Origin of the sequence: Streptomyces sp. NPDC101151 (genome assembly GCF_044768335.1) — a bacterium.
Classification (GTDB): Bacteria; Actinomycetota; Actinomycetes; order Streptomycetales; family Streptomycetaceae; genus Streptomyces.
The window spans coordinates 80684-94682 of the sequence record NZ_JBIWPP010000021.1 but is presented as its reverse complement, the minus strand read 5'-3'; the positions used below and the strand labels follow the sequence as shown (position 1 = coordinate 94682).

Annotated in this window: 15 protein-coding genes; 6 read left to right on the top strand and 9 right to left on the bottom strand. The window is 72.8% G+C overall.

Going from position 1 to position 13999, the window contains the following annotated elements:
* Positions 1–23: 23 nt before the first annotated feature.
* On the bottom strand, positions 24–1160 hold the full coding sequence (locus ACIRU3_RS31150; protein ID WP_404063332.1) for a methyltransferase: 1137 nt from the start codon (positions 1158–1160) through the stop codon (positions 24–26).
* 78 nt (positions 1161–1238) lie between these two features.
* Between ACIRU3_RS31150 and ACIRU3_RS31145 the strand changes: the two genes are divergently transcribed.
* Positions 1239–1889: an alpha-ketoglutarate-dependent dioxygenase AlkB family protein gene (locus ACIRU3_RS31145; protein ID WP_404063177.1), complete on the top strand. Its 651-nt coding sequence runs from the start codon at positions 1239–1241 to the stop codon at positions 1887–1889.
* A gap of 48 nt (positions 1890–1937) precedes the next feature.
* Positions 1938–3185 carry an ROK family protein gene (locus tag ACIRU3_RS31140; protein WP_404063175.1) on the top strand — a complete coding sequence of 416 codons (1248 nt, stop codon included), beginning with the start codon at positions 1938–1940 and terminating at the stop codon, positions 3183–3185.
* Between the two features lie 244 nt (positions 3186–3429).
* Here the strand turns inward: ACIRU3_RS31140 and ACIRU3_RS31135 are convergent, their stop codons facing one another.
* The 5 genes from ACIRU3_RS31135 to ACIRU3_RS31115 all read right to left on the bottom strand — a co-directional run bounded on the left by ACIRU3_RS31135 (position 3430) and on the right by ACIRU3_RS31115 (position 6431).
* The gene (locus tag ACIRU3_RS31135) at positions 3430–3621 is read right to left on the bottom strand and encodes a DUF1272 domain-containing protein (RefSeq protein ID WP_404063172.1); all 192 of its coding nucleotides are present in this window, start codon (positions 3619–3621) and stop codon (positions 3430–3432) included.
* Positions 3622–3925: 304 nt separating this feature from the next.
* On the bottom strand, positions 3926–4834 hold the full coding sequence (locus tag ACIRU3_RS31130; protein ID WP_404063170.1) for a phosphotriesterase: 909 nt from the start codon (positions 4832–4834) through the stop codon (positions 3926–3928).
* On the bottom strand, positions 4831–5415 hold the full coding sequence (locus ACIRU3_RS31125; protein ID WP_404063168.1) for a DUF4865 family protein: 585 nt from the start codon (positions 5413–5415) through the stop codon (positions 4831–4833). Before ACIRU3_RS31125 ends, ACIRU3_RS31130 begins: the two co-directional genes overlap by 4 nt.
* 39 nt (positions 5416–5454) lie before the next feature.
* The gene (locus ACIRU3_RS31120; protein ID WP_404063166.1) at positions 5455–5850 is read right to left on the bottom strand and encodes a cupin domain-containing protein; all 396 of its coding nucleotides are present in this window, start codon (positions 5848–5850) and stop codon (positions 5455–5457) included.
* Between the two features lie 17 nt (positions 5851–5867).
* Positions 5868–6431 (bottom strand): TetR/AcrR family transcriptional regulator, encoded by a 564-nt coding sequence (locus ACIRU3_RS31115; RefSeq protein ID WP_404063163.1) that lies wholly within the window; start codon positions 6429–6431, stop codon positions 5868–5870.
* A 256-nt stretch (positions 6432–6687) separates the two neighbouring features.
* Between ACIRU3_RS31115 and ACIRU3_RS31110 the strand changes: the two genes are divergently transcribed.
* Genes ACIRU3_RS31110 through ACIRU3_RS31100 form a run of 3 tightly spaced genes read left to right on the top strand, consistent with a single transcriptional unit; the run spans position 6688 to position 10285 of the window.
* Positions 6688–6978 (top strand): SHOCT domain-containing protein, encoded by a 291-nt coding sequence (locus ACIRU3_RS31110; RefSeq protein WP_404063329.1) that lies wholly within the window; start codon positions 6688–6690, stop codon positions 6976–6978.
* Positions 6975–7727 carry an ABC transporter ATP-binding protein gene (locus ACIRU3_RS31105; RefSeq protein WP_404063160.1) on the top strand — a complete coding sequence of 251 codons (753 nt, stop codon included), beginning with the start codon at positions 6975–6977 and terminating at the stop codon, positions 7725–7727. The genes ACIRU3_RS31110 and ACIRU3_RS31105 overlap by 4 nt, the downstream gene beginning before the upstream one ends.
* The gene (locus ACIRU3_RS31100) at positions 7724–10285 is read left to right on the top strand and encodes an ABC transporter permease (RefSeq protein ID WP_404063158.1); all 2562 of its coding nucleotides are present in this window, start codon (positions 7724–7726) and stop codon (positions 10283–10285) included. Before ACIRU3_RS31105 ends, ACIRU3_RS31100 begins: the two co-directional genes overlap by 4 nt.
* Before the next feature lie 606 nt (positions 10286–10891).
* Here the strand turns inward: ACIRU3_RS31100 and ACIRU3_RS31095 are convergent.
* On the bottom strand, positions 10892–11479 hold the full coding sequence (locus ACIRU3_RS31095) for an ATP-binding protein (protein WP_404063155.1): 588 nt from the start codon (positions 11477–11479) through the stop codon (positions 10892–10894).
* A gap of 206 nt (positions 11480–11685) precedes the next feature.
* Positions 11686–12009 (bottom strand): hypothetical protein, encoded by a 324-nt coding sequence (locus ACIRU3_RS31090; protein ID WP_404063153.1) that lies wholly within the window; start codon positions 12007–12009, stop codon positions 11686–11688.
* Between the two features lie 370 nt (positions 12010–12379).
* On the opposite strand from ACIRU3_RS31090, the gene ACIRU3_RS31085 reads away from it, so the two are divergent.
* Positions 12380–13504 (top strand): PLP-dependent cysteine synthase family protein, encoded by a 1125-nt coding sequence (locus ACIRU3_RS31085; RefSeq protein ID WP_404063151.1) that lies wholly within the window; start codon positions 12380–12382, stop codon positions 13502–13504.
* A gap of 21 nt (positions 13505–13525) precedes the next feature.
* Here ACIRU3_RS31085 and ACIRU3_RS31080 read toward each other — a convergent pair whose 3' ends face one another.
* A complete protein-coding gene (locus tag ACIRU3_RS31080; RefSeq protein WP_404063148.1) occupies positions 13526–13996 on the bottom strand; it encodes an SRPBCC family protein in 471 nt (156 codons plus the stop codon).
* Between the last annotated feature and the right edge of the window lie 3 nt (positions 13997–13999).

The following is a 13999-nucleotide window of genomic DNA, read 5'->3' as shown; positions in this document are numbered from 1 at the left end:
GGCAGACCAGGGTGCGGTACCCGCTAGCTCTTCTTGACGGCCTTCAGCACCACGAACTTCGGGTCGCTCGCGACCAGTTGACTGTTGCCGAACAGCCGCCTGAGTTTGAGGTGGTACCCCAGGTGCCGGTTGCCGATCACCCACAGCTCACCGCCGGGGCGCAGCGCGCGCTTCGCCCCGGTGAACATCCGCCACGCCGTCGAGTCGGTGGTCGCCTGGTGGGAGTGGAAGGGCGGGTTGTTCAGTACGAGGTCCACACTGCCGGGCGCCACACCGGCCAGCCCGTCCCCGACACGGAACTCGGCGTGCCCGGGCACCCCGTTGGCCTTGTACGTCGCCTCCGCCGAGGCCACGGCCTGGAACGACTCGTCCACGAACAGCACTTCGGCCTGCGGGTCGGCCAGCGCCATCGCCGTACCGACGACGCCGTTGCCACAGCCGAGGTCCACCACACGCCCGGCGCCCGGGCCGGCCGGCAGGTGGTCCAGGAAGAACCGCGTGCCGATGTCGAGCCGGTCGGCGCAGAAGACACCCGCGTGGTTGACGACCGTACGCCCGGAGACCGCGCCGACGCCGTCCGGGAGGGCGTAGCTGTACGGCCACGGATTCACGGGCCGCTCCAGGGACGGGTCCGGGGTGCAGAAGATCAGCCGGGCCTTCTGCCGCGCCAGCGAGGTCCGGGTCGGCCCGAGGATCCGCTCGAACAGCTGCAGCGTGGAGGTGTGGATCTCCTTCACCATCCCGGTGCCGACGACCACCGTCCCCGCGTGCACGGCGGGAGCGAGCCTGAGCAGCTGGTCCTCCAGCAGCGCCAGGCTCTTCGGCACGCGTACGAGCAGCACGTCCACCCGCTCCGGCGGCGGGTCCTGGGTGGTCAGGAGGCGTACGGCACCGGGCTCGACCCCGGCCCGCGCCAGGTTCGCCCGCGTCGCCTCCTGGCTCAGGAAGGAGTCGGTGATCTGCATCGGCCGGTGTTGCGCGAGCGCCGTCACCAGCGCGCCCCAGCGGTCGCCGACCACCACGACCGCACCCGTGAGCGGCACCCCCTCCTCGGCCAGGTGCCGCAGCAGGTACGCGTCGGAGGCGTCCCAGGCACGCAGCCGGTCGCGGGGGTCCTCGGGGAAACGGGACAGCTCGAACTCGTCCCACGGCGTCGTCATACGGTCGTTCATCGTGCTCCAGGCTAGCCGAGCCGCAGCTCAGGGCGGGTCGGACGGGGCTCGGGCAGGATGGAGCGCATGGACGTGGAGCTGTTTCCGCGGGAGCGGACCGAGGTCGCGCCGGGCGCCGTGCACGTCCCGCACTGGCTGAACACCGAGCGGCAGCGCGCGCTGCTCAGCGCCTGCCGGCAGTGGGCGCGCCCCCCTGCCGGGCTGCGCACGGTCCGCACCCCCGGCGGTGGCACGATGACCGCCCGGCAGGTCTGCCTGGGCTGGCACTGGTATCCGTACGCCTACGCCCGCACGGTCGTCGACGGCGACGGCACCCCCGTGAAACCGTTCCCGGCCTGGCTGGGCGAGCTGGGCCGCGGCGCGGTGGCCGCCGCGCTCGGCCCCGAGACGGTCCCGGCCGAGCCGTACGACATCGCACTGATCAACTTCTACGACGGCGACGCCCGCATGGGGATGCACCGCGACGGCGACGAGAAGTCGCACGCGCCGGTGGTGTCGCTGAGCCTCGGCGACACGTGCGTCTTCCGCTTCGGCAACACGGAGAGCCGCACGAAGCCGTACACCGACCTGGAACTGCGCAGCGGGGACCTGTTCGTCTTCGGCGGGCCGTCCCGGCTCGCGTACCACGGCGTGCCGCGCGTGCACCCCGGTACGGCACCCCCGGAGCTGGGACTGGCCGGGCGGCTGAACATCACCCTGCGGGTGAGCGGGTGGTAGATCGCTGTGCAGGCCACGGCGACTGCGGATCATGGGAGACTCGCCCTCATGAGCGGCAAGGCGGACCCCCGGACGGCGGGGGAAGGGACCACCTCGAGGGCGCGGCTGGACCGGGGGCGCGGTGCGCTCGGGCCCGCGCTGGAGCTCGTGCACACCGGACGGGCGCCGACCCGGGCCGTGCTCACCGCCGAACTCGGGGTCACCCGGGCGACGGCCGGTGCGGTGGCCGCCGAGCTGGAGGCACTCGGGTTGATCCGGGTCGACGCCCGGCCGGGCGCGGCGGCCGGTTCCCAGGGGCGCCCTTCGCATCGGCTGGAGGTCGCCGAGGACGGTCCCGTGGCGCTGGCAGCGCAGGTCCACGCCGACGGCTTCCGGGCCGCGCTGGTGGGCCTCGGCGGGCGGATCGTCGCGACCGCGCCCGGCTGCGAGACCGTGGACGCCGACCCGGCGAAGGTACTGGGCTCCGTGGTCGAGGCCGGCGCCGACCTCCTCCGCACGACGGGCCGCCGCTGCGTGGGTGCGGGGCTGGCCGTCCCGTCGGCCGTCGCCGAACCCGAGGGACTGGCCCTCAACCCGCTCCATCTCGCCTGGCCGGTGGGCGCACCGGTCCGCCGGATCTTCGCGGAGTGCGTGCGCGCCGCGGGCATCACCGGCCCCGCCTTCGCGGGCAACGACGTGAACCTCGCGGCTCTCGCCGAACACCGGCACGGCGCCGGGCGGGGCGCGCGGGACCTGCTGTGCGTGGCCACCGGACACCGCGGCGTCGGCGGTGCGCTGGTCCTCGACGGCCGTCTGCACACGGGCAGTTCGGGCCTGGCCCTGGAGGTCGGTCACCTCACCGTCAACCCGGAGGGCCGCCCCTGCCACTGCGGCAGCCGGGGCTGCCTGGACGTCGAGGCCGACCCGCTCGCGCTGCTCATCGAGGCGGGCCGTGAACCCGGCCCCGAGGTCTCCCTGCTCCAGCAGGCCGACGACCTGTTGCGCACCCAGTACACCGACCCGGCCGTGCGCACCGCCGCCGAGGCCCTGATCGACCGCCTCGGCCTGGGCCTGGCCGGACTGGTCAACATCCTCAACCCCGACCGCATCATCCTCGGCGGCCTGCACCGCACCCTCCTCGACACCGACCCCGTGCGCCTGCGCGCGGTCGTCGCCGACCGCAGCCTGTGGGGCCAGAGCGGCGGCGTCCCCATCCTGCCCTGCACCCTGGACCACAACAGCCTGGTGGGCGCGGCGGAGTTGGCGTGGCAGCCGGTGCTCGACGATCCCCTGGGGGCGCTGGCCGGGGACGCCTGACGGGCAGACGTTGCCTGCCGCGGCACCAGATCTGTCGTCGAACTCCCGCCGTCCGCCCAGAGGGTGGGCCGCGCGCGGTGTCGGGCGGGAGGTCGACGACACGGTCCGGTCCGGCTCAGCGACGGATCCGCAGCTCCGGTGGAAGTGTCCTGGCAGCGGTGCGCGGCCGGGCCGGCACGAATCGGCGGGCAGGGGCTCCACCGTCAGGCGGTGACCCTGACCGGACCGGTCCGGACACGGGGCCTCAAGCAGACACCGGGGCGACGCGGCGGGGCCGGGCGACCAGTTCGCCACCGCAGTTGGGACAGATCTGCCCCATGGCCGCGCCGCACGCCACGCAGAACGTGCACTCGTACGAGCAGATGAGAGCGGCACCCTCCGGCGGCAGCTTCGCGGTCTCGCAGCGCTCGCAGCGCTCGCGCATCTCCAGGGCCATGGGCTTCGCGTCTCCTCGGGTCGGGTCGGTGACGTACGTCTCCCATCCTCCGGACGGCGACCCGTACCGGAACCGCTTCCAGGGACAGAGATCCACGGGATCGGGCCACGGCCCCGGCCACAGTGTCAGGGCCGCCGTTCCCGAGGCCCGGCCATGGTCTCAGGCCCGCCGTTCCCGATCACGGGCTCCGACCACGCACTACGGGCAACCCGTGCCTGGCCCTGGGTTCCGCGCCGCGGGTTCCGGGCCATTGCTCCGGCCGCCCGGGGCGACAGCCGGGTCACCGTTCGGGCAGGCGCCCCGCTCACGGCCAGTCCACCGCGAACGCCCTCCCCGGATGCTCCGTGAGGATACGGTCCACCAGCTCCGCACCCACCGCCTCCGCCAGCCGCGGCCGCACCCGGCGCAGCAGGTACGGCATCCCGGGCCCGCCGTCCACCGACCGTGCCCCGGCGACCACCGTGTCCCCGCCGAGCAGCAGCCGGTCCCCGTACCCGGCCTCCGCCAGGGCCCGCACAGCCTCCGGCATCCGCCAGTCGGTGGCGTGGTGCGCCCGGGACGGCCCGTCGAAGGCCAGCCAGCAGCCCGACGCGCCGGCCTGTCGCTGCACCACCGGGTCGGGGGAGCGGTTGAGGTGCCCGAGGATCACCCGGTGCCCGGGCACGCCCAACTCGCCGCACAGCAGGTCGAGTACGTCCAGCGCGCCGGTCCCCAGTTCCAGATGGACGGCGATCGGCGCGCCGGTGGCGTGGTGGGCCTCGGCCGCCGCGGTCATCGTCCAGCGGGTGTGCGCGTCGAGGGCGTGGAAACCTCCGGCCACCTTGATCAGACCGGCGCGTACCCCCGAGGTGCCGATGCCCTCGGTCAGCTCGGAGACGAACACCTCGGCGAGCCTGCCGCGCAGCCTGTCGAGCAACTCCGGTTCGTAGTGCGCCACTTGGTGCAGACCCGTCGCACAGACGAGGCGCACGCCGGTGGTCCGGGACAGTTCCGGAAGGTCCGCCGTCCGCCGGCCCATGCCGTGGGGCGTCCACTGCACGACGGCCCTTCCACCGGCCGCCCGGAATGCCGTCAGCTCGGCCCGCGCGGCGGACACGTCGTCCAGTTCCAGGCCCGGCAACTGCGGGCTGCGCAGGAAGAGATGGTCGTGCGCGTCGCAGACGCCCAGCTCCTCGGGGCGGATGTCGCCGAGGACCGTACGGACACGGCTCACCACTGCCGGCCACGAGGGAAGCGGGCCCGGCCGGGCGCGGACAGGTGCAGCACCTGGAAGAGGTCCCCGTCGGCCTTGGGCGCATCGTGCTCCCAGAGCGAGAAGTGCACCAGCTCCCAGCGGTGCGGGTCCACGGCCGCCGCCGCGAGCACGGCACCGTCCTCGGCCGCCAGCCGCTCCGTCTCGGCGACCGCCTCCCGCATCAGCGCCGCCAGTTCGGCCCCGTCCGGGACCGGCTGCCGCCGCCGTACCGCGAACGCGGCCGGGGAGTCCGCGACGGCGCCCTCCTCGAAGGCGAGCCCGGTCCACTGTCGCACCGCGGGCCGCCCGAAGTCGTCGACCAGACCCTGGAAGGCGCCGCCCCACAGGAACCGGTTCATGCCCTCGACCGTGTTCCACAGGTAGAACGGCGCGTACTGGCTGACCGGGGAGCCGTGGACGCCGCGCTCGCGCACCAGGTAGGCCTTGAGCCCGAGCCCGTCCCAGTCGTCGAGCAGGTGCCCGATGCGGGCGACCCGGGCGCGGATGATGCCCGTGTCGTAGTCGGCGGGGAGGGTCAGCTCGTACTGCATGGCGTGCATGGAACGGTCCCTTCACAGAAGCAGGCGCGAAAAGCCATGTCAGGTTGGGTAGTCGGCTGTGGACACGGGGGCGTCCCACTCGGTGGTGGTGCCGTCCTCGGAAGCCTCCACGACCGCGAGGTGGGTCATGAAGGTGCGCGGAGCGGCACCGTGCCAGTGCCACTCGCCCGGCTCGATCCACACCGTGTCGCCCGCGCGGATCTCCTCCAGGTCACCGCCCCTGCGCTGCACGAGCCCCTCGCCCTGCAGGACGTGCAGCACCTGGCCGTGCGGATGCCGGTGCCAGGCCGTGTGCGCGCCCGGCGCGAAGTGGACGTTGAAGAGTCGCAGCCGGGACGGGGCGGCGGGGGCGGCTATCTCGTCCAGCCACACCGCGCCGGTGAAGTTCTCCGCCGGCCCCCGCAGGCTTTCGGGACGCTGGCTGGTGATGTGCACGGAAATCGGTCCTCCAGTCAGGGAGTTCGGGGTGCGAGAAGGGAGAGCAGCCCGCGGACGCCGGTATCGAAGGCGGCGGGGGAGCCGGAGGCGCGCGCGAGGACGTAGCCGCCCTGCACGGTCGCGAGGACGGCCGCGCCGATCTCCTCGCCGTCCAGACCGGGCGCGAACTGCCCCTGCTGCTTGCCCTCTTCGACGATCCCGGCGATCCGCCCGCGGATCCACTCGATCGTCTCGTCCACCGGGGCGCGCAGCTCGTCGCTCGCGATCACGTCCGGATCCATGGTCAGCCGGCCGATGGGGCAGCCGCGCAGCACGTCGCGCTCGCGCAGCAGATACGCCTCGATGCGCTCGTACGGCGTGCCCGGTCCGCCGAGTGCCCGCTCGGCGGTGGCCCGCAGCTCCTCGGCGGTCCGCCCGATCGCCGCCAGGGCCAGATCCGGCTTGCCCTTGAAGTGGTGGTACATGCTGCCCTGGCCGGCTCCCGCACGCTCCAGGATCGCCTTGGGACTCGTACCCACGTAGCCGCGCTCCCACAGCAGCTCACGGGTGGACTCGATCAGTCGTTCCGAGGTGCTCATGAGATCACTGTACATACTAGTAGTTACAATCTGCCAGTCCACCAGCCCGGTCGACCGGCCCAGTTCGCCGGCACACTTCACCAGCCCGGTCCGCCGGCCCGATCCGCCGGGTCCGCAGGGAGCAGCCGAGCCTCCCCGGCCTACTCCCGGGGAGGTACACGCACTGCCGCCGGCCGCACGACGACCCGGACCCCCTGTCGGAGGGAGTCTCGTGACATCACCCGAAGACCCTGCCGACAAGGGAGATGAACCCGAGATGCAGACCCTCGCGAACTGGGACGGCGGACCCGGCCCATGGATCCTGTTCTTCCCGCTGATCTGGGCGGTCGTCGTGATCGGCACCGTCACCTTCCTGCGCCGCACCGTCTGGCGCGGACGCGGCGGACCCTGGCGGGCCATGGACGGCGGACGCCCGGCGGGCGACTCCCCGCTGGCCGTCCTCGGCCGCCGCTTCGCCTCCGGCGAGATCGACGAGGACGAGTACTGGCGCCGGCAGTCCGTCCTGGACGAGCAGTTCGGCCGTACCGGCAAGGGCGGTGCGGCATGACCACGGCGACGACCGCACTGCGCACGGCGGCCCGCGTGGTGGGCGCGGTGAAGGTGTACGGCGGTGGCGACACCGCCGTACACGCTCTCGACGGCGTGGACGTCGGCTTCCCGGCCGGCCGCTTCAGCGCGATCATGGGCCCCTCGGGCTCGGGCAAGTCCACCCTGATGCACTGCGCGGCCGGCCTCGACACCCTCACCTCGGGCACCGCCTACATCGGCGACACCGAGCTGGGCGCGCTGGACGACCGCCGTCTGACCCTGCTGCGCCGCGACCGCGTCGGCTTCGTCTTCCAGGCGTTCAACCTGGTGCCGACGCTGACCGTCGCGGAGAACATCACCCTGCCCCTGGACCTCGCCGGACGGCGCGGCGACCAGGAGTGGATCGACGCGCTCGTGGACGTCGTCGGACTGCGCGACCGGCTGCACCACCGGCCCTCCGAGCTGTCCGGCGGACAGCAGCAACGCGTCGCCGTGGCACGGGCGTTCGCCGGGCGCCCGGACGTCGTCTTCGCCGACGAACCGACCGGCAACCTCGACTCACGCTCGGGCGGCGAGGTCCTCGGACTCCTCGGCCGCGCCGTACGGCAGATGGGCCGAACGGTCGTCATGGTCACCCACGACCCGGTGGCCGCCGCCCATGCCGACGAGGTCCTCTTCCTCGCCGACGGGCGGCTGGTCGACCGGATGGAGTCCCCGACCGCCGACAAGGTCCTGGACCGTATGAAGGCCTTCGAGGTGCGGTCATGAACGCTTCGCTGCGGCTCAGTCTCACCTCGCTGCGCGCACACCGGCGGCGCTTCGCCGGCACCTTCCTCGCGGTGTTCCTCGGTGTCGCCTTCCTGGCCGGCACCCTGGTCATGGGCGACACGCTGCGCGCCAGCTTCGGCAGTATGTTCGGCGAGGCCACCAGCGGCACGGACGCCGTCGTACGCGGCGCCGACGCCATCACCACACCCGGGGAGGCCCAGGGCGTACGTCGGCCGGTCGACACCTCGCTGGTCGGGGTCGTCGAGCGGGTACCCGGCGTGGCGGCCGCCGCCCCCGACATCCAGGGCGCCGGTCAACTCGTGGGCACCGACGGCAAGCCCGTCGGCGGCCAGGGTCCGCCCACTCTCGCCGGCAACTGGATCACCGACCCGGAGCTCAACCCGTACCGGCTCGCCGAGGGCCGCGTCCCCGCGAAGTCCGGCGAGGTCGTGGTCAACCGGGGAGCCGCGAAGAAGGGCGGCCTGAAGATCGGTGACACCACCACCCTGCGCACCCCGGACCCGGTCAGGGTGACCATCGTCGGCCTCGCCACCTTCGGTGGCCAGGACGGCATGGCCCAGGTGACCTTCACCGGAATGACCCAGGCCGACGCCGAGAAGTACCTCACCGCGCGGCCCGGCCAGGCGGCGAGCATCCAGGTGCGGGCCGGCCCCGGGGTGAGCCAGCAGGAACTGGTCCGCCGGCTGACTCCCGTGCTTCCCACGGGGGTCGAAGCCATCACCGGCCAGCGGTCGGCGCAGGAGAACAACGACATGATCTCCAGCCAGTTCCTGACCCTCTTCACCACGTTCCTGCTCGTCTTCTCCGGCGTGGCCCTGCTGGTCGCCACCTTCTCCATCCACAACACCTTCGCGATCGTCATCGCCCAGCGCACCCGTGAGAACGCCCTGCTGCGCGCCCTCGGGGCCTCCCGTCGCCAGGTGACCGCCGCTGCCCTCGCCGAGGCCTGCGTCGTCGCCGTCATGGCCTCCGGCGCCGGGCTCGCGGGCGGCATCGGTATCGCCGCCGGGCTCCAGGCGCTCTTCCCGGCGATCGGATTCCCCTTCCCGGACGGCGACTTGGTGATCAAGACACTGTCGATGGCCCTGCCCCTCGCCGTGGGCATCGTGGTCTGCCTGGGCTCCGCACTGCTGCCCGCCGTACGCGCCGGCCGCACCGCCCCGCTGGCCGCGCTGCGCGAGACGGCCGTCGATGCCTCCGGCGCCTCCCGTTTCCGCGCGCTCGCCGGAACGGTTCTCGGCGTGGTGGCCCTCGCGGCGACCCTCATCGGAGTTCTCGTCTCACCGTCCCTCTGGTCGGCCGGACTCGGCGCGCTGCTCGCCCTGGTGTCCTTCGTGGTCCTGGGTCCCGTCGCCGCCACCACGGCCGTACGGCTCCTCGGCGGCCCTCTCGACCGGCTGCGCGGTGTCACGGGTGGCCTCGCCCGGCGCAACGCCCTGCGCAGCCCGAAGCGGACCGCCGCCACCGCGAGCGCGTTGATGATCGGCGTGGCCGTCGTGTCGCTGTTCACCGTGTTCGGTGCCTCCCTGAAAGCCACCATGGACCAGACGGTGTCCCGTTCGTTCGCGGGTGACGTCGCCGTAAGCACACCCTCGTTCGGGGCGGGCGGCAGCGGGCTCAGCCCTCGGCTCGCCCCGGCCCTGCAGCGGCTGCCCGAGGTGGACACCGCCGTGGGACTCGGCCGCGGGGTCGCCGAAGTGGACGGGGAGGGACGGGCGTTGACCGTGACGGACCCAATCGCGCTCGCCCGTACCTTCGACCTCGGCACGGTCGACGGATCCCTGCGCGACCTCGGCTCCGACGGCATCGCGTTGACCCGGGCGGAAGCCGAGCGCCGGGGCCTGCACACCGGCGACAGCACTCGGCTCACCTTCACCGACGGCAAGTCGGAGAACTTCACCGTCCGTGCCGTCTACGGACAGTCCGAACTCGCCGGTGACTACGTCATCACCCGCGCGGCCTGGGCACCGCACCGCACCCAGGACACCGACACGCTGATCGCCGTCTCGTTCGCGCGGGGCGTGAACGCCGACGCGGGCAAGGCGGCGGTGAAGAACCTGGCCGCCCGTTACGGCAACCCCGAGGTGCAGACCCGGGAGGAGTACGCGCAGTCCTCGGCCGGCGGGATCGACATGATGCTCACGCTCGTCTACGCCCTCCTCGCCCTCGCGGTGGTCATCGCCCTGCTGGGCATCGCCAACACGCTGACCCTCGCGCTCCACGAACGCACCAGGGAACTGGGCCTGCTCCGGGCCGTCGGCCAGACCCGGGCCCAACTGCGGGCGATGGTCCGCTGGGAGTCGGTCCTGGTCGCCGCCTTCGGCACGGTCGGTGGACTCGCCCTCGGCGCCTTCCTGGGCTGGGTGCTGGTCAAGGCCTCCGACGGCGCGAGCGACACCGCGTTCGCCTTCGCGCTCCCGCCGGCCCGGCTCGCCGTGGTCGTCCTGGTCGGCCTGACAGCAGGCGCTCTCGCGGGCCTGCGCCCGGCCCGCCGAGCGGCCCGCCTGGACGTGCTGCGGGCGATCGCCACCGAGTGAGGTGGCGGACGGGGCGCGGCGGACACGGCACCCGCGACCACCGGACCTGAGCGGGAAGCCGGCCGCCGCCTTCCCGCTCCACCGTCCCGCCCGGCTGCCGGACCTGAGTGTGCGACATCCCGCGAGTTCGCCCGAGCCCACGAGTCTCTTTGCCCGTGGCCAGGGGGTTGTTCCCTTCGGGTGCGGTGCTCTGCGATCTCGTGACGCAACTTCGGGATCATCGAGTGATTCTCACCTCGTCCGACCCCTGCGGGACCGGGTCCGGAGCGCGCTGGAGGACCTGTACCCGGGGCTGCGGCTGGTGACGATGCTGGGCTACGTCAGCGAGGTCACGTCCTACGAGGACATCGCGGCGCTGTGTGCCACGCCGGTCGGCACCGTGCGCAGCCGGCTCCACCAGGCGACGCGCGAAATGATCCGCGCCCCGAGTCGCCCTCACCGCAGAAGAGCCGGCGCGCAGCGCGGCCGGCGGGGTGCTCGGGCGGTGCCGCTGTCGAACGTCCGCTGCCGGGCCCGTCCGTCCGGGCTCGGCTCCGCTACGCCGCACGGGCTGCAGGTCATCGCGACACGCAGCCCGTACGTCGTACCGGCGAGGTCACCGCCCGGTCAGCCGGGAACGGCCGACCGGGCGGGAGCGGGCGTAGCGGCCGGGGCCCGGGCCACCACGGGGGCCGGAGCGGCCGCGACCGGTGCCGGTGCCGGCCGTACCTCGGTGAGCCGCGGGGCCGGCTGCTGCTCGGCCATACGGCGGGGCGTGCGGGCCGGCTGCCGGCGTGCCGTCGACGGTGCGGGCAGCGTGAACCACACGATCTTGCCGTTGTCGCCGTCCGGGCGCGCCCCCCAGCTCTCGCTCACCGCGGCCACCATCGCGAGGCCACGCCCGCAGGTGGCCAGCGGGGCGACGTCCGTCGCGTCCGCGACTTCGGCCACCACCGGAAGGCGGGGATCGTGGTCACGCACGGAGACCGTGAGCCGGTCGACCAGCAGTTCCAGTTCGACGATGCACGACTTGTCGGGCCGGGCGTGCCGGTGGACGTTGCTGAGCAACTCGGTCACACCGAGCGCGGCCCGGTCTATCAACGGGTCCAAATGCCAGTAGCGCAATTGTGCAGATACGATTCTGCGGACCTGGCCGATCCGCGACGGCAGGGCTTGGAGCTCCACCGTGCAGTGCCTGCTTGGGTGACTGATCACGGCTGCGACTCCCCGATGTGAGGTCCGGAGGGGACCGGAGGAACACGGAGAACAACGGATCCAGCAGGGTGCTTGCGTCCAAACGTCCGCCTGCTGTCGTGGCCGGCGGGCTGGTTCGCAGCGTTATCGCCGGTAAACCCAGAGTGACGTGAGACCAGCGTGACGCAGCGGATGCGCTCCCGCAACTCGCCGCGACCAGGCCCAGGTCAGCCGCCGCGTCCGGCCGCCCGCCGTACCGCCTCTATGAATCGCCGCGCCGCGGGCGGTCCCGGCTCGCCCGGAGCGGGGTCCTGCTCGCCCAGTGTCAGCAGGTACCGGTTGCCGTTGAGGTCCGCCAGCGCCCGGTCCTCAGCGGCGTACCACGGCTTGGAGGCCCGCACCGCCTGCACCGGCGCGCTGTCGATCTCGCTGCCGTAGCTGGTGAGCAACTCCAGCCTGCCGTCGTTGATCCGGACCTGTCCGGCCCGGGTGAGCGAGCGCAGCCGCTTGCCGATCCGCACGCCCGTGGCCGTGAACTCCGGCTCCGCCATCCTTCGCGCCCCCTTGTGCGTCGCTCGCCGGATCCGGCCCGTGCCCGGTCGTACCGCCGGGGCCGAACCGGCTCTGGCGATCCAGTGTGCGCCCCTGATCCAGTGTGCGCCCCTGTTCGGGACGATCGTCCCGTCCGGTGCAGTCTGCCCCGATGCCGCCTGGAGCACCAGTACGCACGGGGCGCGTGCGACGGGCGCCCGGAGCACTCGCGTCAATGCGCCCCCGAGCGCGTCGCACGGGTGTGCCCCAGCCCGTCTTTGGGTGGCTCAAAGATGCGTTTATGCAGGTGAGAAGCGGTGCGGAAGGTGCTTATGATCGAGGTGCCGGCCGCGCGAGGCGCCGTCGGTGCCCAGCGTAAGGAGCCCCGCCGTGAGCACCACCCCACAGACCCGGACCGGCACCACCCTCGACGTCGACCGCAGCGACTCCGCCTACCGCGACTGGCTGAAAGACGCCGTCCGCAAGGTGCAGGCCGACGCCAACCGCTCCGCGGACACGCACCTGCTGCGCTTCCCGCTGCCCGAGCAGTGGGGCATCGACCTGTACCTGAAGGACGAGTCGACACACCCCACCGGCAGCCTCAAGCACCGGCTCGCCCGATCCCTGTTCCTCTACGGCCTGTGCAATGGCTGGATCCGCCCGGGCCGCCCGGTGATCGAGGCGTCCAGCGGCTCGACGGCCGTCTCCGAGGCCTACTTCGCCAAGCTGATCGGCGTGCCCTTCATCGCGGTGATGCCCCGCACGACCAGCGCCGAGAAGTGCCGACTGATCGAGTTCCACGGCGGTCGGTGTCACTTCGTGGACGACTCCCGGAAGATGTACGAGGAGTCCGCCCGCCTCGCGGTGGAGACCGGCGGCCACTACATGGACCAGTTCACCTACGCCGAGCGGGCCACCGACTGGCGGGGCAACAACAACATCGCCGAATCCATCTTCCGTCAGCTGGAGTTGGAGCGGTTCCCGGAGCCCGCCTGGATCGTCGCCACGGCCGGCACCGGCGGCACCTCGGCGACCCTCGCGCGTTACGTCCACTACATGCAGTACGACACCCGCATCTGCGTCGCCGACCCGGACAACTCCTGCTTCTTCGAGGGCTGGACCACCGGCGATCCGGACGTCACCTGTGACTGTGGCTCCCGCATCGAGGGCATCGGCCGGCCGCGCATGGAGCCGAGCTTCGTGCCCGGCGCCGTCGACCGGATGATGAAGGTCCCGGACGCGGCGAGCGTGGCCGCCGTACGCGCCCTGGAGCGTGCCATCGGCCGCAAGGCGGGCGGCTCGACGGGCACCGGCCTGTGGAGCGCCCTGAAGATCATCTCCGAGATGGTGGCCGCGGGCCGCACGGGCAGCGTGGTCACCCTGCTGTGCGACCCCGGGGACCGCTACCTCGACAAGTACTACTCGGACACCTGGCTCGAGGAACAGGGCCTGGACATCGCCCCGTACGCGGCGGCGATCGACTCCCTGCTGGCTACGGGCGTGTGGCCGGACTGAGGCGTGACATGGGCCGGCGGTTCACGGGAGGAGCCCCAGCCGTCGGTCCAGCGCGCCGACCGCCTGCCGGAAGGCGTGCCCCGTCCCCGGGCGGGCGAGGCGGCACACCAGGCGGAACGCGGCCGTACCGTCGAGGGCGAAGATCATCCGGATCCGGGTCCCGGTGCCGGCCGGGGTGAGCTGCCACTCCTCGATCCAGGCGCGGGCCCCCGGAACGTTCGTCACGTCGACGCGGTAGGCGTACACCTCGGGTGCCTTCGCCACCAGAACCGACTCCTCGAAACGGGTGCCGCCCCGGAGCCGTACCTCGCGCCCGCCCTCGGTCGGCCGGACCGACGACACCGCCGAGAACCACTCCGGCCAGCCGGACACGTCGTCCGCGAGCGCGCGGAAGACCGCGTCCGGAGCGGCCGAGACGTCCCGGGTGAAGACGAGCCGTACGGGGGCGGTCTCGACGAAGTCGATCCCCACCGGGCGCAGACGGTGTGCCATGGC

Excerpts from the sequence above, each read along its gene's own strand:
- ACIRU3_RS31150 (WP_404063332.1), bottom strand. The coding sequence starts at position 1,160 with ATGACGACGCCGTGGGACGAGTTCGAGCTGTCCCGTTTCCCCGAGGAC.
- ACIRU3_RS31145 (WP_404063177.1), top strand. The coding sequence starts at position 1,239 with ATGGACGTGGAGCTGTTTCCGCGGGAGCGGACCGAGGTCGCGCCGGGC.
- ACIRU3_RS31140 (WP_404063175.1), top strand. The coding sequence starts at position 1,938 with ATGAGCGGCAAGGCGGACCCCCGGACGGCGGGGGAAGGGACCACCTCG.
- ACIRU3_RS31135 (WP_404063172.1), bottom strand. The coding sequence starts at position 3,621 with ATGGCCCTGGAGATGCGCGAGCGCTGCGAGCGCTGCGAGACCGCGAAG.
- ACIRU3_RS31125 (WP_404063168.1), bottom strand. The coding sequence starts at position 5,415 with ATGCACGCCATGCAGTACGAGCTGACCCTCCCCGCCGACTACGACACG.
- ACIRU3_RS31115 (WP_404063163.1), bottom strand. The coding sequence starts at position 6,431 with ATGAGCACCTCGGAACGACTGATCGAGTCCACCCGTGAGCTGCTGTGG.
- ACIRU3_RS31110 (WP_404063329.1), top strand. The coding sequence starts at position 6,688 with ATGCAGACCCTCGCGAACTGGGACGGCGGACCCGGCCCATGGATCCTG.
- ACIRU3_RS31105 (WP_404063160.1), top strand. The coding sequence starts at position 6,975 with ATGACCACGGCGACGACCGCACTGCGCACGGCGGCCCGCGTGGTGGGC.
- ACIRU3_RS31100 (WP_404063158.1), top strand. The coding sequence starts at position 7,724 with ATGAACGCTTCGCTGCGGCTCAGTCTCACCTCGCTGCGCGCACACCGG.
- ACIRU3_RS31090 (WP_404063153.1), bottom strand. The coding sequence starts at position 12,009 with ATGGCGGAGCCGGAGTTCACGGCCACGGGCGTGCGGATCGGCAAGCGG.
- ACIRU3_RS31080 (WP_404063148.1), bottom strand. The coding sequence starts at position 13,996 with ATGGCACACCGTCTGCGCCCGGTGGGGATCGACTTCGTCGAGACCGCC.